Source organism: Massilia aurea (genome assembly GCF_024753205.1).
Lineage (GTDB): Bacteria > Pseudomonadota > Gammaproteobacteria > Burkholderiales > Burkholderiaceae_D > Telluria > Telluria aurea.
In genome coordinates this window covers 63,979-81,700 of sequence record NZ_JANUGZ010000006.1, presented here as the reverse complement: position 1 = coordinate 81,700, position 17,722 = coordinate 63,979, and the positions used below count along the sequence as shown (strand labels likewise).

Annotated in this window: 13 protein-coding genes and 2 tRNA genes; 12 read left to right on the top strand and 3 right to left on the bottom strand. The window is 64.0% G+C overall.

Annotated features, from left to right (window positions below):
- The first annotated feature begins 13 nt into the window (after window positions 1-13).
- The gene (locus tag NX775_RS22015; protein WP_137176112.1) at window positions 14-217 is read left to right on the top strand and encodes a cold-shock protein; all 204 of its coding nucleotides are present in this window, start codon (window positions 14-16) and stop codon (window positions 215-217) included.
- A 92-nt stretch (window positions 218-309) separates the two neighbouring features.
- Here NX775_RS22015 and NX775_RS22010 read toward each other — a convergent pair whose 3' ends face one another.
- The gene (locus NX775_RS22010; RefSeq protein ID WP_258837923.1) at window positions 310-1,215 is read right to left on the bottom strand and encodes a LysR family transcriptional regulator; all 906 of its coding nucleotides are present in this window, start codon (window positions 1,213-1,215) and stop codon (window positions 310-312) included.
- 172 nt (window positions 1,216-1,387) lie between these two features.
- Between NX775_RS22010 and aceB the strand changes: the two genes are divergently transcribed.
- A complete protein-coding gene (aceB, locus tag NX775_RS22005; RefSeq protein WP_258837922.1) occupies window positions 1,388-2,977 on the top strand; it encodes a malate synthase A in 1,590 nt (529 codons plus the stop codon).
- A gap of 7 nt (window positions 2,978-2,984) precedes the next feature.
- On the opposite strand, the gene gloB is transcribed toward aceB, so the two are convergent.
- The gene (gene gloB / locus NX775_RS22000) at window positions 2,985-3,785 is read right to left on the bottom strand and encodes a hydroxyacylglutathione hydrolase (RefSeq protein ID WP_370660613.1); all 801 of its coding nucleotides are present in this window, start codon (window positions 3,783-3,785) and stop codon (window positions 2,985-2,987) included.
- A 26-nt stretch (window positions 3,786-3,811) separates the two neighbouring features.
- Between gloB and NX775_RS21995 the strand changes: the two genes are divergently transcribed.
- The 6 genes from NX775_RS21995 (at window position 3,812) to NX775_RS21970 (ending at window position 8,475) form a co-directional block, all read left to right on the top strand.
- Window positions 3,812-4,600 carry a class I SAM-dependent methyltransferase gene (locus tag NX775_RS21995; protein ID WP_258837920.1) on the top strand — a complete coding sequence of 263 codons (789 nt, stop codon included), beginning with the start codon at window positions 3,812-3,814 and terminating at the stop codon, window positions 4,598-4,600.
- Between the two features lie 18 nt (window positions 4,601-4,618).
- A complete protein-coding gene (rnhA, locus tag NX775_RS21990) occupies window positions 4,619-5,095 on the top strand; it encodes a ribonuclease HI (RefSeq protein ID WP_258837919.1) in 477 nt (158 codons plus the stop codon).
- Between the two features lie 79 nt (window positions 5,096-5,174).
- Window positions 5,175-5,876, top strand: coding sequence for a DNA polymerase III subunit epsilon (gene dnaQ, locus NX775_RS21985; protein ID WP_258837918.1), 702 nt, complete (start codon window positions 5,175-5,177; stop codon window positions 5,874-5,876).
- Between the two features lie 69 nt (window positions 5,877-5,945).
- Window positions 5,946-6,020, top strand: a tRNA-Val gene (locus NX775_RS21980).
- Window positions 6,021-6,152: 132 nt separating this feature from the next.
- Window positions 6,153-6,227: transfer RNA gene (locus NX775_RS21975), tRNA-Val, on the top strand.
- Between the two features lie 280 nt (window positions 6,228-6,507).
- Entirely contained in the window at window positions 6,508-8,475 is a 1,968-nt protein-coding gene (locus NX775_RS21970) for an MHYT domain-containing protein (RefSeq protein WP_258837917.1), read from the top strand.
- 37 nt (window positions 8,476-8,512) lie between these two features.
- Here NX775_RS21970 and NX775_RS21965 read toward each other — a convergent pair whose 3' ends face one another.
- A complete protein-coding gene (locus NX775_RS21965; protein ID WP_258837916.1) occupies window positions 8,513-10,486 on the bottom strand; it encodes a GGDEF domain-containing protein in 1,974 nt (657 codons plus the stop codon).
- Between the two features lie 454 nt (window positions 10,487-10,940).
- On the opposite strand from NX775_RS21965, the gene bcaP reads away from it, so the two are divergent.
- From bcaP to cphA, 4 genes are all read left to right on the top strand, one after another.
- Window positions 10,941-12,341 (top strand): branched-chain amino acid transporter BcaP, encoded by a 1,401-nt coding sequence (gene bcaP / locus NX775_RS21960; protein WP_343829570.1) that lies wholly within the window; start codon window positions 10,941-10,943, stop codon window positions 12,339-12,341.
- Between the two features lie 101 nt (window positions 12,342-12,442).
- Window positions 12,443-13,057, top strand: a complete 615-nt coding sequence (locus NX775_RS21955; protein ID WP_258837915.1) for an isochorismatase family protein — start codon at window positions 12,443-12,445, stop codon at window positions 13,055-13,057.
- Between the two features lie 132 nt (window positions 13,058-13,189).
- Window positions 13,190-14,644: an iron-containing redox enzyme family protein gene (locus tag NX775_RS21950; RefSeq protein WP_258837914.1), complete on the top strand. Its 1,455-nt coding sequence runs from the start codon at window positions 13,190-13,192 to the stop codon at window positions 14,642-14,644.
- A gap of 90 nt (window positions 14,645-14,734) precedes the next feature.
- Window positions 14,735-17,368: a cyanophycin synthetase gene (gene cphA, locus NX775_RS21945; RefSeq protein WP_258837913.1), complete on the top strand. Its 2,634-nt coding sequence runs from the start codon at window positions 14,735-14,737 to the stop codon at window positions 17,366-17,368.
- The last annotated feature ends 354 nt before the right edge of the window (window positions 17,369-17,722 follow it).

Here is a 17,722-nt window from a genome sequence, read left to right as displayed (position 1 = left end):
ATAGGAAATTGTAATGGCAACTGGCATCGTTAAATGGTTCAATGACTCGAAGGGCTTCGGCTTCATCACCCCTGATGAAGGCGGCGAAGATCTGTTCGCGCACTTCTCGGCTATCCAGAGCAACGGCTTCAAGTCGCTGCAGGAAAACCAGCGCGTCTCGTTCGACGTGACCACCGGCCCTAAGGGCAAGCAAGCCTCGAACATCCAGCCTCTGTAATCGCCTAACAGGCGTTGCGAGACCAAAATCCCCGGAACTGCCGGGGATTTTTTTCGTCTGTACCTTTCGTGTTGTTGCCTGGGGGCCGCGCGTCAGCGTTGACGCCAGTAGTCGGGGGCTGCGTAGCTGCGGCGCAGGAAGTCGACAAAGGCACGGATGCGCAGCGGCAGATGGCGGCGCTGCGCGAACACGGCATGGATGTCGTTACCGGGCGCCGCGAAGGCGTCCAGCACCGTGCACAGTTCGCCACTGGCGATCTGCTCGCCCACTTCCCACATCGAGCGCCACGCCAGGCCCTTGCCGGCCAGCGCCCACGCGTGCAGCACGGCGCCGTCGTTGCACACCATATTCCCGCTGACTTTGTGCGTGACAGGTTGGCCGTTCTCGAGAAAGGTCCAGCCGCGCTGGCTGCCTTCGCTGCTCATTGCTAGGCAATTATGGCGCGCCAGGTCCGCTGGTGTACGTGGCGTCCCGTGGCGCTTCAGGTAAGCGGGCGCGGCAACCAGCACGCGCCCGTTGTCGGCCAGTTTCACGCCCACCAGGTTCGAGTCGCCCAGGCGGGCGATCCGGATGGCGACGTCGACGCCATCGCCGATCAGGTCGATGACGCGGTCGTTCAGATTCAGGTTGACCGTCACGTCGCGGTGCTCGGCCAGGAACGAGGGCAGCAGCGGCGCCACGTGCTGGCGGCCAAAGCCGGCCGGGGCCGACACCGTCAGGTGGCCCGACGCCCGACCGCTGCGCTCCGAGATCGCCGATTCCGCCTCGTTGACCTCGGCCAGAATGCGCTGGCAATCCTCGAGAAACGCCACGCCTTCGTCGGTCAGCACGAGCTTGCGCGTCGTCCGGCGCAGCAGTTTCACGCCCAGTCGCGCCTCCAGCGCGTCCAGTCGGCGGCCAATCATCGCCGGTGCGATGCCCTCGGCGCGCGCTGCACCCGACAGGCTGCCGCGCGCCACGACCTCCACAAAGGTTGCCATCTGGGTGAACTTGCTCATGCAAACGATCCGGTTGCGCAGATTGATTTAATACAAAAACACACAGATGAAGTGCGTATTTGTCTCGTTTAGCGTTACGCGGGTGAATATACTGGATGCCAACAGGAACGCCAAGCAGGGCCCGTCCCGGCGCAGCGTCGCACGTGATTTTCATTCATCTTCAGGAGTCGATATGTCCCTCAGCATCCCCCAAGGCATGGAAATTTCCGGCGCGATTCAGCCGGCCTACGAGCAGATCCTGACGCCCGATGCGCTGGCGCTGGTGGCCACGCTGACGCGCGCATTCGAGCCGCGGCGCCAGGCCTTGCTGGCCGCACGCGCCGAACGGGCAGCGCGCCTGGATGCCGGCGAGCGCCCGGATTTCCTGCCCGAGACCGCCTCGGTACGGGCCGGCGACTGGCGCATCGCGCCGATCCCCGCTGCGCTGCATTGCCGCCGTGTCGAGATCACTGGCCCGGTCGAGCGCAAGATGGTCATCAACGCGCTGAACTCGGGCGCCGACAGCTACATGACCGACTTCGAGGATTCGAACACGCCCAACTGGGATAACCAGATCAGCGGCCAGATCAATCTGTTCGATGCGATCCGCAAGACCATTTCGCTCGAACAAAACGGCAAGTCGTACAGGCTCAATGACAAGGTGGCCACGCTGCTGGTGCGCCCGCGCGGCTGGCATCTGGATGAAAAACACGTACTCGTCGACGGCAAGCGCGTCTCGGGCGGCATCTTCGACTTCGCGCTGTTCATGGTCCATAACGCAAAAGAACTGCTGGCACGGGGCGCCGGGCCGTATTTCTACCTGCCCAAACTCGAGTCGCACCTGGAAGCGCGGCTGTGGAACGACATCTTCGTGATGACGCAGGATCTGCTCGGCATCCCGCAGGGCACGATCAAGGCGACGGTGCTGATCGAGACCATCCTGGCTGCGTTCGAGATGGACGAAATCCTGTACGAGCTGCGCGAGCACAGCGCGGGCCTGAACGCAGGCCGCTGGGATTACATTTTCTCGTGCATCAAGAAGTTCAAGCGCGACAGCGATTTCTGCCTGGCCGACCGTGCCAAAGTGACGATGACGGCGCCGTTCATGCGCGCCTATGCGCTGCTGCTGCTCAAGACCTGCCACGCACGGGGCGCGCCGGCCATCGGCGGCATGGCCGCACTGATTCCGATCAAGAACGATCCGGAGAAAAACGAGATCGCGATGGGCGGCGTGCGCAACGACAAGGCCCGCGATGCGACCGATGGCTATGACGGCGGCTGGGTCGCGCATCCGGGGCTGGTGGGTCTGGCGATGGAAGAATTCACCAAGGTGCTGGGCGAGCGGCCGAACCAGTTCGACAAGCAGCGGCCCGATGTCGTCGTGACCGCCGCGCAATTGCTCGACTTTAAGCCGGAAGCGCCGATCACCGAAGCGGGCTTGCGCTACAACATCAACGTCGGCATCCACTATCTGGGCGCCTGGCTGGCTGGCAATGGCTGCGTTCCCATCCACAATCTGATGGAAGACGCCGCGACGGCCGAAATCAGTCGCTCGCAGGTGTGGCAGTGGATCCGGTCAGCCAAGGGCGTGCTGGAAGACGGCCGCAAGGTCACGGCCGAGATGGTGCGGGCGATGATTCCCGAAGAGCTGGAAAAAGTGAAGCAGGTGGCGGCCGATGGGACGCACGCGAGCTACGAACGCGCCGCCACCATCTTTGAAGAAATGTCGACGGCGAATGCATTCGCGGAATTTTTGACGCTGCCGCTGTACGAAGAAATCTGACGCCGCGTCAGAACGTATTCTTCCACTCCCGCAGCGCCGTGAAGACCTCGAGCGGCGCTGCCCCTTCAGCCACACGCCCGGCAGCCACCAGGCTGCGCACGATCGGCGCACTCGTCGTGCGCAGGAACGGGTTGGTGGCTTTTTCCAAAGCGATCGTTGAAGGGATGGTCGGCTGGCCGGCGGCGCGGCTGGCCCCGTCGGCCTCCAAGCGCGCAGCCAGTGCCGTATTGGCGCCATCGACCGCCTGCGCAAACGCCAGGTTCGACATCGTGTATTCGTGCGCGCAGTACACCAGCGTCTCATCCGGCAACTGCGCAAGTTGCGTCAGCGACGCATCCATCTGTGCCGGTGTGCCTTCGAACAGGCGGCCGCAGCCGGCGCCAAACAGCGTGTCGCCGCAGAACAGCCAGTGTGCATCCGCATCGCGCCGCACATAGGCAATGTGTCCGAGGGTGTGACCCGGCACGTCCAGCACGTCGAGCGCGAGATCGATGCCCGGCACGGTGATCCGATCGCCCTGCACCAACGGATGCGTCACCAGATCGATCCCATCGTGCTGCGGGCCGAACACCGGCACATCCCATTCGGCCAGCAGGGCGGGCACGCCACCGATATGGTCAGCATGATGATGGGTGAGTAGAATGGCAGTCAGGCGCAGGTCGTGCGCGGCCAGTGCCGCGCGTACCGGTGCTGCGTCGCCCGGATCGACGATGGCCGCATGCGTGCCGTCGTGAACCAGCCAGAGGTAATTGTCTTTGAAGGCCGGCACTGTCAGTACCGACAGGGCCGGCTGCCGTGGAGGTGTCATGGTCATGTGTATGGTCAAGAGGTGGCATGGATAGCGCTGCCGAGAAATCCATTATAGCGCTCGACAACTGGCTGCAATCGCCAGCCGGCGCGTACGTGCGCGCGTTCGAGCAGGCCTGCCTCGAAGAATTGACGGCGGATATTTTTGGCTACAACGCGCTGCAGATCGGCGTCCCGCAGCTCGGTGCGCTGGCCGCCAGCCGCATGCCCAACCGGTGGCAGGTTGCCACGCGCACGTCGAATGCCGACGAGCTCGCGTTCGCGTCAAACGGCCGCCAGATTGCCGCCGCGGCCGATTTCACCGAGCTGCCGTTTGCGTCGAGCAGCATCGACCTGGTCGTGCTGCCGCACGTGCTCGAGTTCACCGCCGAGCCGCACCAAGTCTTGCGCGAAGTCGAGCGCATCCTGATCCCGGAAGGGCAGGTGATCATCTGCGGCTTCAATCCGGCCAGCCTGTGGGGCATGCGCCAGGGGATCGGGCGGGTCACGCGCAATGGCTATTTGCCGGACACGGGCGAATTCATTTCTATGCCGCGCCTGAAAGACTGGCTAAAATTGCTCAACCTGAGCGCCACGCGCAGCCACTTCGGCTGTTACGCGCCACCTTGCCGTACCGCCCATTGGCTCAGCCGCTTTGCGATGATGGAATCGGCCGGCGGGCGCTGGTGGCCGTATCTTGGCGCCGTCTACGTCGTGCATGCGATCAAGCGCGTCAAGGGAATGCATCTGATCGGCCCCGCATGGAACAAGAAAACCAGCAAGCGACCGGCGGCAGTGCCGGCGGCGAACCGCATTGAACGAATTGAAAGTGAATAGCAGGGCATGAGCGAAACAATGGACGACGCAAAAAGCGCAACAAACAACGACGTCAACCCGACCCGGGTCGAGATTTTCAGCGACGGCGCCTGCAAGGGCAATCCGGGCACGGGCGGCTGGGGCGCGCTCCTGGTGTCGAACGGGCACGAAAAGGAAATCTTCGGCGGCGAACCCAACACCACCAACAACCGCATGGAATTGCGCGCCGTGATCGAGGCGCTGGGCGTGCTGAACCGGCCATGCGAAGTCGTGCTGCATACCGACAGCCAGTACGTCCAGAAAGGCATCTCTGAGTGGATCCACGGCTGGAAGGCGCGTGGCTGGAAGACAGCTGCGAAAGAGCCCGTCAAAAACGAAGACCTGTGGAAGGCCCTCGACCTGGCCCAGCAGCAGCACGCCGTCGAATGGCGCTGGGTGCGCGGCCACAATGGCCATCCGGGCAACGAGCGGGCCGACGTGCTGGCCAACAAGGGCGCCGCATCGGTACGCCGGTGATCAGTCCGGAGTCCCGCTCTGCGCAGCACGCCGCCGCAGTTGTTATACTGCGCCCGCACCCACTTTGAAGAATTGCACCATGCGTCAGATCGTTCTCGATACCGAAACCACAGGCCTGAACCCCCGCACCGGCGACCGCGTCATCGAAGTCGGCTGCGTTGAAATTTTCAACCGCAAGCTGACCGGCAATAACTACCACTGCTACATCAATCCCGAACGCGAGTCGGACGAGGGCGCGCTGGCCGTGCACGGCCTGACCACCGAGTTCCTGAGCGACAAACCGAAGTTCCACGAGATCGCGCACGAACTGCGCGACTTCATCCAGGGCGCCCAGGTCATCATTCATAACGCGCCGTTCGACCTGGGTTTCCTGAACGCCGAATTCACGCGCATGGGCCTGCCGCCGTTCGTCCAGTATTGCGACGGCGTCATCGACACGCTGGTGCAGGCGAAAGAGCTGCATCCCGGCAAGCGCAACTCGCTTGACGCGCTGTGCGACCGCTACGACATCTCGAACGCGCACCGCAAGCTGCACGGCGCACTGCTCGACTCGGAGTTGCTGGCCGATGTGTACCTGGCGATGACGCGTGGCCAGAATTCGCTGACCATGGATGTCGAAGAAGAAACCACCAACGACGGTGAAGCGCTCGAGATCGTGCCGCTGGGCGAGATCATCGTCGTGGCGGCCAGCAGCGATGAACTGGCCGAGCACGATACGGTTCTGGCTGGCCTGGACAAAAGTGTGAAGGGCAACTGCGTCTGGCGGACCTATGCGGCCTGATGATGTGCGCTGATTACGCGGCGCAGGGGTGACGCCAAGAAAATTTTGTGCCATAATATGCCTCGCTTCGGGAGGTTAGCTCAGGGGTAGAGCACTGCATTCACACTGCAGGGGTCGCAAGTTCGAAACTTGCACTTCCCACCAAGAATTTTCAAGGCCAGCAACCATGCTGGCCTTTTTCGTTTCTGCGCTGGTTGTTACGGTGCGCTGTTCGGACGCACGCAGTCGATTGCCATTTGGCATAATTTATCGGCTGTGGCATAATACGGCCTCGCTGGGAGGTTAGCTCAGGGGTAGAGCACTGCATTCACACTGCAGGGGTCGCAAGTTCGAAACTTGCACTTCCCACCAACGAATATGGTTGACCAAAAAAAGGCTTGCACATCACTGTGCAAGCCTTTTTTGCATTGTGCCTTTCCCTTTGCGCCGGCCCGCCCGCCAGCCCGCCAACTGTCAGGCATCTTTTTGACACGAGTAATTGTCAAAAAAACGCGGTCAAACAGGTCACAAGACGACCTGAATTCAACCGCGCCCGTGGTTTCGCCCTGTACACTTGTCGGGTAACCACGCGGCATACACTGTGCCTTCAGGCACGCGCCGGCATCTGAAACATTCAAGTAACGAAGCTTTCATGGTAAATGGGCATTACCAACCCTTGCTGGTCGTCGTCTCGATTCTGGTCGGCATACTGGCGTCGTACACCGCACTGAGTCTGGCTATGCGCGTCAGGCAGGCGCAGCGGCGTGCTCGGTATGTCTGGGTGGCCGGCGGGGCCATGGCCATGGGCAGCGGCATCTGGGCCATGCACTTCGTCGGGATGCAGGCATTTCGCCTGCCGCTGCCGATCGGCTACGACACCACGACGACCTTCGTCTCGTGGCTGTTGCCAGTGGTGGCATCCGGCCTCGCGCTCTGGCAACTGCGATACCGCACGGTGCGCCCGCGGCATCTTGTCGCCAGTGCGCTGCTGATGGGCCTTGCCATCAATGCCATGCACTACACCGGCATGGCCAGCATGCAGATGCATCCTGCGATCAACTATTCGCCGTGGCTGTTCGGACTGTCGGTCGCGATCGCGATCGGCGCGTCCGCGCTGGCGCTGCAGATCGGCATGCGCATGCAGGAGGGCGGGCGTTTGCATCGCACGCGGCAACTGGCGGCCAGCGTCGTCATGGGCGGCGCGATCGCCGGCATGCACTACACCGGCATGGCTGCCGCGCACTTCGCGCCGGGCAGTGTCTGCGGCGCGGCGCTGGTGGGCGTCGACCAGGATTACCTGGCGGCGCTGGTAACGATCACGACGGTGGCGCTATTGAGCATCACGCTGCTGGCCACGATTTTCGATGCGCGCCTGGAGGAGCGCAACCAGACGATCGCCGCCTCGCTCGTCGCCGCAGCCGAGCGTCAGAAGCTGTTCCTGATCGAGCAGCAGGCGCGGCTCGACGCAGAAAACGTCAGCCAGATGAAGGATGATTTCCTGGCCACGCTGTCGCACGAGCTGCGCACGCCGCTCAACGCCATGCTCGGCTGGTCGCAATTGTTGCTGCAGGGCGGGCGCGATGACGCGTCGCTCAAGCGCGGCCTCAGCACAATCGAGCGCAACGCGCGTGCGCAGTCCGAACTCATCGAAGACATGCTCGACATGAGCCGCCTGCTGGCCGGCAAGGTACGCATCGATAATGTGCCACTGTCGCCCCCGGACTTCATCAACGCTGCGCTCGACACGACGCGGCCGGCAGCCCTGGCGCGCCAGGTGACGCTGCTCGCCGATCTCGACGCCGGGGACGGGCGCATCCTCGGCGACAGCGGCCGCATGCAGCAGGTGATGGTGAACCTGCTGTCCAATGCCATCAAGTTCAGCGAGCCGGGCGGTGTCGTGACCGTCACGCTGCGCACCCTCGGGGACGCCAGCGTGATCACCGTGGAGGATACCGGCGCCGGCATCCCGGCCGCGTTTTTGCCATTCGTGTTCGACCGCTTCCGCCAGGCCGATGGATCGTCGTCACGGCGTCATGGTGGCCTGGGCCTGGGACTGGCCATTGCGCGCCAGCTGATCGACTTGCAGGACGGCGCGCTGAGCGTAACCAGCGCGGGCGAAGGGCAGGGGGCAGCCTTCACGCTGCGCATGCCGCTGGCAAGCGGTTGCGCGCCGGCGTCCGCGGTAGCAGCCCCTGCGCCAGGCTTGCCGCTGACGGCGCTGGCACTGCAGGGCCTGACGGTGCTGGTGATCGACGACGCGCTCGACTCGCTCGAACTGGTGCAGGCGGTGCTGGCGCCCAGTCAGGCAAGGATCCTGACCGCCACTGGCGCCCAGGAAGCCCTGCACCTGATCGCGCTGCACCGGCCCGACCTGATCATCAGCGACATCGGCATGCCGGTCATCGACGGGTTCGATTTCATCCGCAAAGTGCGCGCCTTGCCGGACCGCCTGATCGCCAGCGTGCCGGTGATCGCGCTGACGGCGTTTTCGCGCAAGGAAGACGAGCAGAAAGTGCTGGCAGCGGGGTTCGATGAATTTCTCGCCAAGCCGCTGGTGCCGGCAGCGCTGCTGCAGACCGTGGCGGCCGTCAACGCGCGCCGCACGCCGCTGCCGGTCTAGGTCCAGGTCCAGGTCCAGGTCTAGTCCAGGTATACCTTCAGGCAGCCACGCCCGGCAACACCAGGTCGAGTTGCAGCGCGCCTTCCGGCCGCCGCAGGCCCGCCACGATATACGCGCGGTTGCGGCCCGCTTCCTTGCCCTTGTACATGGCGCGATCGGCCAGGGCAATGGCTTGCTGCCAATCCATCGACGGCGCCGGCGCCTCGTCTTCACCGATGGCAAACGGCAGCGCCACGGCGCCGGCCGTGGCGCTGATCGCCAGCAGTGTGCCGTCCGCCAGCAGGATCGGGGCACTCGCCAGCGCGTCGAGGATGCGCTGCACCAACAGCGGCCGCTGCGCCGCCGTGACGCCCTGCGAATACACGAGGAATTCTTCGCCGCCCCAGCGCAGCACCATGTCCGACTCGCGCAGCGTAGCGCGCAGGCGCTTGCCCACTTCGACCAGCACGGCGTCGCCGGCGGCGTGACCATAGTCGTCGTTGATGCGCTTGAAATGGTCGATGTCGAGCAGCGTGAAGCAATCCGCGGCGTCCGGCTGCGGCGCCGCTTCGCCGGTACGGCTGCGCATGCGGTCCTGGAACGAGCGCCGGTTGTGCAGCCCGGTCAGCGGGTCATGCGCCGAATGGTGGGCCAGTTCGGCGTTCAGTTCCGACAGGCGCTGGCCGGTGCGTTCCGATTTGCGGTACAGCCACAGCACGCCCGAACACAGCAGCAGCGCCAGCGCGGTCCCCAGCGAGGCGGCCGTCTGGATCAGTGTGCGGTGACGCAGTTCGGCATCCTTCGCGGTGTTTTCCAGGCGCAGACTGTCGATCTGGGCAACGCGCTCGCGCGATTTAAATTGTTCCTGCAGCGCCGAGATCGCCTTGTTGCGGTCATTCACGGCCAGTTGCTGCATGACGGCGTCGCGCTCGCGCAGCGTGGCAAGGGCCTCCTGGAAACGGCCGGCCCGCTCCAGCGCCTGGCTTTTTTCGGCCAGCAGGCGCCCCAGCGTGGACAGGGCGCCGGCGCGGCGCATCGCGGCGCTGACCTCGTCGACCAGGCGCATGCCTTCCTGATAGCGGCGCTGGCCGAACAGCGCAAAGCCCAGGTTCGCGGTCGCCATCTGCAGGCTGATCCTGTCTTCGCTGTCTTTGGCAGGGATCAAGGCGGCGCGCGCGGCCGTTTCAGCCTCGGCGTAGCGGCCCAGTTTGAGATAGGCGTTGGCCATATTGCCCAACACATTAGCCTGGACCGACAGCAGTTGATGCGTTTGCGCCAGCCCGAGCGCCCGCTCGAGCGCCACCAGGCCGGCATCGGGCTGGTCTTGCGTGATCAGCGCGCGGCCTTCAAAAAACGACGCCGCCGCATCCAGCCGCGGCGGCAGGTTGGTCTTGCTGGCCCGCACTTCGCGCAGCGTCTCGAGCGCGCGCACGGGATCGCGCGCATTGACGTACATGCGCGCCATGGCCAGCAGGATGTCGGCTTTGCGCGGGCTCCACAGGTCGGGATGGTTGTTGACCAGTTCGAGCGCGGGCAAAAAGCGCTGCAGCGCGCGATCGTACTGGCCGACGGCGCTGAAGGCGGCGCCCTGGAGTGCATCGAACCCGGCCTTGAATTCCAGACTGTCGAGATCACGGTAGCGGGCGCCCAGCGTTTCCAGCAAGGCCAGCGCAGCGGCGGGATCATTGTTTTCAATCAGGCGATATACGCGGCCCAGGCTGGCCAGTGCCAGGTTGCGCGGATCGTGCGCAGTCGTGGCCAACTTGATGATCTGTTCGTTGGTCTCGTACGCCTCGCGGTAATTGCCGCCATCGACCTGCACCCGGCGAAGCAGGAACAGGTAACGGATTCGCACCGCATAGGGCGCGCCGGCGATCAGTGCCGGGCCTTCCTGCACCAGGAGGGTGCGGGCCTGCGCATGATGTTGTTCCGCGATGATGGCAATGTCGTCGAGGCGCGACGCCGGGTGCGGTGCTGCCAGTGCGCCGCCAAACACTACTGTGAAGCCGCAGGCCACCAATGCGCGGCGCATTCCATGCCGCAGTTCGGGCCACCCCGACGCGTGCGCGGGCAGTCCGGTAATCAAGTGTCCTGGGGTGACATTCATGGCGGGGGAACAGCGGTGTCCAAACAGCGGGAGGCGGCCCATGCGAGCTGGGGCGGTGACTACCGCCCATTATCGAATGTTGCACCTGGGAAATCAAGAACGCTCGACGCCAGCGCGCTGTTTACGCAACGCTCCTTTGGATTTGCCAGCAGGCACGTAAATTGCACTTGTTTCCGCAGATTGCTTTGATTCGAGACAACATTCTGGTTATATTGGCACACCTGCAAAAAAGCTGGAGATGACAGGTACAAGCAGCAGCGGTTTCAAGGTCAGGCAAGCCGGCCCACCAGGCAGGATCCCGGGAGTGTGCCCGCCCATCAGGCAGGCGCAGGAATGACAAGACGCGGGACCACACCATTATTTGATTGGAGAACACGTAGTGAGTATTTTTAGAACCAAGAATCTGGATGCGATGATCGCCGCAAGCGCCAAGCCGGGCGGCCTCAAGAAAGTGCTCGGCCCGACCGACCTGATCCTGCTCGGCATCGGCGCCATCGTCGGCACCGGTATCTTCGTGCTGACCGGTACCGGCGCCGTCACGGCCGGCCCCGGCCTGTCGCTGTCGTTCGTCATCGCGGCCATGGCGTGCTGCTTCGCCGCGCTGTGCTACGCCGAATTCGCCTCGACCGTCCCGGTCGCTGGTTCCATCTATACCTACAGCTACGCTACGCTGGGCGAATTCGTCGCCTGGATGATCGGCTGGGACTTGCTGCTCGAATACGGCCTGGCTACTTCGACCGTTGCGGTCGGCTGGTCGGGTTATTTCCAGTCGCTGCTGTCAGGCTTCGGCCTGGTGCTGCCTGACGCGCTGACCGCCGCCCCCGGCGCGCGCCCTGGCGTCGAGACCCTGTTCAACCTGCCAGCGTTCCTGATCATGATGGCCATCACGTTCCTGCTGTCGCTCGGCATGCGCGAGTCGGCCCGTCTGAACAACGTGATGGTGATCATCAAGATCAGCGTCGTGCTGCTGTTCATCGCAGTCGGTGTGGGCCACGTCAAGCCGGAGAACTGGCAGCCGTACATGCCATACGGCATGACGGGCGTGATGAGCGCCGCCGCCCTGGTGTTCTTTGCCTTCATCGGCTTCGACGCCGTCACGTCGGCCGCCGAAGAAGTCAAGAATCCGGCACGCGACCTGCCGATCGGCATCATCGGTTCGCTGATCATCTGCACCATCCTGTATGTCGTGGTCGCTGCGATCATGACCGGCATCGTGCCGCACATGGACTTCAAGGGCGTCGACCATCCGGTGTCGCTGGCGCTGCAAGTGGCCGGTGAAGACTGGGTCGCGGGCTTCGTCGATCTGGCCGCGATCCTGGGCATGAGCACCGTGATGCTGGTGATGGCCTACGGCCAGACCCGCATCCTGTTCGCGATGTCGCGTGACGGCCTGATGCCGGCGCGCCTGTCGAAGGTGCACCCGAAATACGGTACGCCATTCTTCGCGACCTGGCTGGTGGGCATCATCTTTGGCCTCATCGCTGCCGTGGTGCCACTGACGGTGCTGGCCGAGCTGGTTAATATCGGCACGCTGGCCGCGTTCACGCTGGTCTCGATCGCCGTGATCGTGCTGCGCAAGAAGCGGCCTGACCTGCCACGTGCATTCCGCTGTCCGGCCGTCCCGCTGATCCCGATCCTGGCGATCATCTTCTGCCTGGTGCTGATGTCGTTCCTGAGCTGGCATACCTGGGTCGCGTTCGCGATCTGGCTGAGCATCGGCGCGGTTGTGTACTTCGGCTATGCACGCAAGCACTCGCTGCTGAACAATACGCCGCAGTAACCTGCATGTGTTGCGCCCCTGCCAGCGCGGGGGCTTCATGGTAGGCTCTCGTTGGCGACGCTGTCATGGCGTCATGTGAACGAACAGCAAAGGAAACAACCATGAGTGCCATCGTGCTGGGTGGGGGCGACGCCCTCCTGATCGTCGACCCGCAGGTCGACTTCCTCCCCGGCGGCAGCCTGGGCGTCCCGCAAGGCGACGCCGTGCTGGCTCCGATCAATCGCCTGATCGACCTGTACCGCACGCATGCGTTGCCGGTCTACGTGTCGCGCGACTGGCATCCCGCATTGCATTGTTCGTTTGCCGACCAGGGCGGGCCGTGGCCCGTGCACTGCGTCGCGGGCAGCGATGGCGCGCGCTTCGCCGACGCGCTGCAGCTCGATGACGCCGTGGTGGTCTCCAAGGCCACCACAGTCGAGGTCGATGCCTATTCGGCATTCAATGGTACTGGCCTGGCAGAGACGTTGCGCGAGCGCGGCATCCGGCGCCTGACTGTGTGCGGCCTGGCAACGGATTATTGCGTGCTTAATACGGTGGTCGATGGGTTGGCGGCGGGGTTCGAGGTGCTGCTCGCGACGGAAGCAATACGCGCCGTGGGCGTCAATACGGGTGATGGTGAGCGTGCGCTTGTGCGCATGCTCGATGCCGGGGCAATGCCGGTACAGCTATCAAACAGTGGCTTGGTTGCAGAGCGGGCGCTGGGCGCAGCAGCGTAATGACCTGCGTCACTCGATAATATTTTTGTAATCCCTATCTTACAGGCCGACAGCACGCCTACCGATTCTCTCGACATGCCTGAGCACGGATAATGCGGTACCGTCCATAGAACGCATTTCAAGAATCGAGACATGAGCCCAATGCTGTTAGCCGACGCGCCAGGCGTCCAGAGTGCCCCGCTGCCTACCGGCCAGGGTGCCAGGAATCTGTACTTCTCGCTGTATGCCGACCCGGCAGCGCAGCCTGCTGCCGCCAAGTCGTTCATCGACGACCAGCTCGCGCTCGCACGCGAGCTGCCGGTCGACCTGCCATCGAATATGAATGACCTGCAAGCGTGGATCGAAGAGCGCGCCGACGTCGTCGGGCAGGAATACCGCGAATACCTGGCTGCGCGCAAGAATGGCGCGCCGCGCCGTTACTTCAGCACCCGCGCCCATGCGCTGTACTTCATCAAGGGCGTGGCCCCGACCAAGCTGGTCGATGGTGCCTGGCTGTATGGCCTGGTGCGCCAGTGGGATGATGTCGCCTTCCACCCGCTGATCAAGACCTACCTCGAAGAGCTGGGCGATGGCTTGCCGGACAAGAACCACGTCACGCTGTACCGCAAGCTGCTGGCCACGCACGGCTGCGACAGCTGGGCAGGCCTGAGCGATAGCCACTTCCTGCAGGGCGCACTGCAACTGGCGCTGGGTCATAACGCCGAACATTACCTGCCGGAGATCATCGGCTACAACCTCGGCTACGAGCAGTTGCCGCTGCACCTGTTGATCACGTCCTACGAGCTCAACGAGCTGGGCATCGATCCATATTACTTCACGCTGCACGTCACGGTGGATAATGCTGGCAGCGGCCACGCCCGCAAGGCCGTGCAATCGGTCCACGACCTGATGCCGCGTGTGGGCGACCGCGATGCCTTCTGGCAGCGCGTCGTCAATGGCTACCGCCTCAACGAGCTGGGCGCGAGCACCACGTCGGTGATCGGCGAGTTCGATCTGCAGGAAGAACTGGTCAGCATCATGGCCGCGAAAAGCGTCGTCGGCAAGAACATGCACTCGGACTACTGCCGTGTGGCCGGGCGTTCGGTCAACGACTGGCTGGCCGAGCCAGCGCAGGTTCCGGCATTCCTGGCTGCGCTCGAAGAAGCTGGCTGGATCAAGCGCGGTGAATCGGTCGAGCACAGCCGCTTCTGGCGCCTCGTCGAAGGCGAGCGCGCCGAGATGTTCGGTGTCTTCAATGCCTACGAATTGCAAGTGCTGCGTGACTGGATCACGAGCCACCCGGACGGCGGGCAAGCTGCCGGCCCGCGCGTGCTGACCGCCCGCGCCCGCCAGCGCACGCTCGACCAGCATGGCCTGGGCACCGAGCGCGGGACGGCATTCCCGGTGCGTGGCCTGATCCGTCGCCACACGGGGGCCGACGCGCAAGATACAGGTAACGAGTTGCGCGTGCTGGAACAGCAAGTGGCGGCGAGCAGCGGCAAGCAGGAAGCCATGGCACTGCTGTCGCGCCTGCTGTCGCCGGAAGTGCACCACACCACGGTGGGCCTGATGGCCACCCGGATGTACACGCAACTGTTCGACGCCTGAGGCGTCCGCACAGTGCGCAAAGCGGCCGGTACACGTAGAGAGCGTGTGCCGGCCGTCGCTTCATCAACACGATAACAAGGGAACACCAACGTGCAAATCCTGGAACAACGCTTTCTGCGCGGACCGAACGTCCACGCCGATTCACCCTGCCTGCTGTCCGTCCTCGATCTGGAAGACCTGTACGGCCTCTCGACGCGGGATATCCCTGGCTTCAACGATGCGCTGCTGGACCTGCTGCCGGCACTGCGCGGCGAGCGCCTGTCCGATGGCGCCACGGGCGGCTTCGCGCAGCGACTGGCGGCCGGCACCTACCTGGGCCGCGTGATCGAAACCGTCGCCCTCGAGCTGCAGTCACTGGCCGGCGCACCCGCAACCTTTGGCCGTACGCGCCCTGTGAATGGTCATCCGGGCCAGTTCCGCGTGGTCGTTGCGTACACCTGCGAAAAGCTGGCCGAGCCGGCATTGGACCTGGCGGTGGGCCTGGTGACGGCGCTGGCGCGCGGCGAAGCGTTCGCACTCGAGCCGCGTCTGGAAGAACTGCGCGGCATCGCCGGGCGCTATGCGATCGGCACCAGCACGGCGGCTGTGTTAGCGGCAGCGCACGAGCGGGGTATCCCAACCCAGCGTATCACCGAAGAAGCGAACCTGTTCCTGCTCGGTTGGGGCGTGCGGCAAAAGCGCCTGCAAGCGACGACGACGGGCGAAACCAGCTTCATCGCAGTCAAGATCGCCAGCGACAAGCAGTTGACGAAAGCATTGTTGAAGGAAGCCGGCGTGCCGGTGCCCGAGGGCGACGTGGTCACCACCGTCGAAGCGGCGCAGCGCGTGGCGCGGCGCCTGGCGGTGCCGGTCACGCTCAAGCCGCTCGACGGCAATCAGGGCAAGGGCGTCACGGTGGCCTGCGCGACGCCGGACGATGTAGCGCTGGCCTTCGAATTTGCCCGTGGCTTCGGCCGGCGCGTGATCGTCGAACGCCATGTCGAAGGACGCGACTACCGCGTGCTCGTGGCCTGCGGCCGTGTTGCCGCCGCCTCGTGCCGCCGCCCGGCGCACGTTGTCGGCGACGGCAACCTGACGGTGCGCCAGCTGGTCGAGATCGAAAACGCGAACCCGGCGCGCGGCGCGGGTCATGCGACCATCCTGACCCGCATCACGCTCGATGAACACGCAAACGACATGCTGGCGCGCCAGGGTTTTGACGTGGACAGCGTGCTGCCGGTGGGCGTCACGGCCGAACTGCGCGGCAATGCGAACCTGTCGACCGGCGGCACCGCCGAAGACGTGACCGACCAGTTGCCGGAATCGACGCGCCTGCTGTGCGTGCGGGCCGCCGCCAAGATCGGCCTGGACGTGGCCGGCATCGACATCGTCTGCAAGGACATCGCGCAGCCGCTCGCAGCGCAGCGGGGCGCCGTCATCGAAGTGAACGCCGCGCCGGGCATCCGCATGCACCAGTACCCGAGCGCCGGTGAGCCGCGCGATGCCGGCGACGCCATCGTCGAAGGCTTGATGGGCAATACGGACGGGCGCATTCCCGTCATCGCGCTGACCGGCACCAACGGCAAGACCACCACCACCTTGCTGGTCGCGCACGCGGCGCGCATGGCAGGCAAGGTGACGGGCGTGACGACGACCGAGGGCGTCTTCATCGACGGCAAGCAGGTCGTCAAGGGCGATTGCACCGGCTACTGGTCGGCGCGCACGGTGCTGGGCGCACCGGAAGTCGAGGTCGCCGTGCTGGAAACGGCGCGTGGCGGCATCCTCAAACGGGGCCTCGCGTTCGATCGCTGCGACGTCGCGATCGTGCTGAACATCGCGGCCGATCATCTTGGCCTGGATGGCGTCGACACGGTCGAAGATCTGGCGCAGGTGAAGGCTGTCGTGGCGCAGTCGGCCTCGAAAGCGGTCGTGCTCAACGCGGAAGACGCGCTGTGCGTGCAGATGGCGCGCCGCGTCAAGCCGGGCGCCGAAGTGCTGTTCTTCTCGATGGATCCGGAAAGCCCGGTGATGCTCAAGCACCTGGAAGACGGCGGGCGTGGCGCCTATCTGCAGGATGGCGCCGTGGTGCTGGCCGACGGCCACAGCCAGCAAGCCGTGCTGCGGGTGGAAAGCATGCCGATCTCGTTCGGCGGGCTGGCACGCTTCAATATCGCCAATGCACTGGCGGCCGCCGCCGGCCTGATGGCCGCCAACTTCAACCATCTGCACATCGCTGCGGGCCTGTCGACGTTCGTCTCGAACGGCCGCACGAACCCGCTGCGCACGAATATGTTCGATGTGCGCGGCGTGACGGTCATCGTCGACTACGCGCACAACCCGGCTGCCTACGCCGCCATGGCCGACATGGCGCGCGGCATGCTGCCCGGTCAATTGATCGGCATCGTGACGGCGCCCGGCGACCGCCGCGACACCGACCTGGAACAGGTTGGCCGCGTCTGCGGCGAGCGTTTCGACGAGCTGGTGGTCTACGAATCGCAAAGCCGCGGCCGCGAACCGGGCGAAGCGGTCGACCTGATCCTGTCTGGCGCCGAAGAAGTGGTGGGCATCAGCGACACGCTGCACCGCGAGCTCGACGTCGGCAACGCCATCCGTCTGGGCCTCGACCTGTGCAACCCGGGCGACGTCCTGATCTTCGCCTGCGGCTCCTCCCTGCAAGTGTTCATCGACGCCATCCGCGTCACCGACCCCGAAAGCGCCGCCCTGATCGCCGCCCAAACCGCCTAACCCAAAGATCCCGAACAATTAGGGTCAGAGTAGAATTATTGAGCAATTGCTCCAGATTTAAACGGACTCAGCTAATCGAGTCCGTCCAATCTGGAAAAGTTATCAAACAATTCGACACTGACCCTAATTGTTCAGTTTCTAATGGCAAATCTGCGGCAAACGATTTAATTAGGGTCAGAGTCGAATTGTTGAGCAATTTCTCCCAAATTTAGCAGTCTCATCTTATGCAGGCTTGCTGATTCGAAAAAGTTGTCAAACAATTCGACACTGACCCTAATTGTTCAGTTTCTTTAGTTAGGGTCCTAGTGCAATGTTTAATTGGGGTCAGTGTCGAATTATTGGGTAATTGATTCG

Coding starts and splice junctions, on each gene's coding strand:
- NX775_RS21970 (WP_258837917.1), top strand. CDS start 6,508: ATGGTAAATGGGCATTACCAACCCTTGCTGGTCGTCGTCTCGATTCTG.
- rnhA (WP_258837919.1), top strand. CDS start 4,619: ATGGACGACGCAAAAAGCGCAACAAACAACGACGTCAACCCGACCCGG.
- gloB (WP_370660613.1), bottom strand. CDS start 3,785: ATGACACCTCCACGGCAGCCGGCCCTGTCGGTACTGACAGTGCCGGCC.
- NX775_RS21955 (WP_258837915.1), top strand. CDS start 12,443: ATGAGTGCCATCGTGCTGGGTGGGGGCGACGCCCTCCTGATCGTCGAC.
- aceB (WP_258837922.1), top strand. CDS start 1,388: ATGTCCCTCAGCATCCCCCAAGGCATGGAAATTTCCGGCGCGATTCAG.
- dnaQ (WP_258837918.1), top strand. CDS start 5,175: ATGCGTCAGATCGTTCTCGATACCGAAACCACAGGCCTGAACCCCCGC.
- NX775_RS21995 (WP_258837920.1), top strand. CDS start 3,812: ATGGATAGCGCTGCCGAGAAATCCATTATAGCGCTCGACAACTGGCTG.
- NX775_RS21965 (WP_258837916.1), bottom strand. CDS start 10,486: ATGCGCCGCGCATTGGTGGCCTGCGGCTTCACAGTAGTGTTTGGCGGC.
- NX775_RS21950 (WP_258837914.1), top strand. CDS start 13,190: ATGAGCCCAATGCTGTTAGCCGACGCGCCAGGCGTCCAGAGTGCCCCG.
- NX775_RS22010 (WP_258837923.1), bottom strand. CDS start 1,215: ATGAGCAAGTTCACCCAGATGGCAACCTTTGTGGAGGTCGTGGCGCGC.
- NX775_RS22015 (WP_137176112.1), top strand. CDS start 14: ATGGCAACTGGCATCGTTAAATGGTTCAATGACTCGAAGGGCTTCGGC.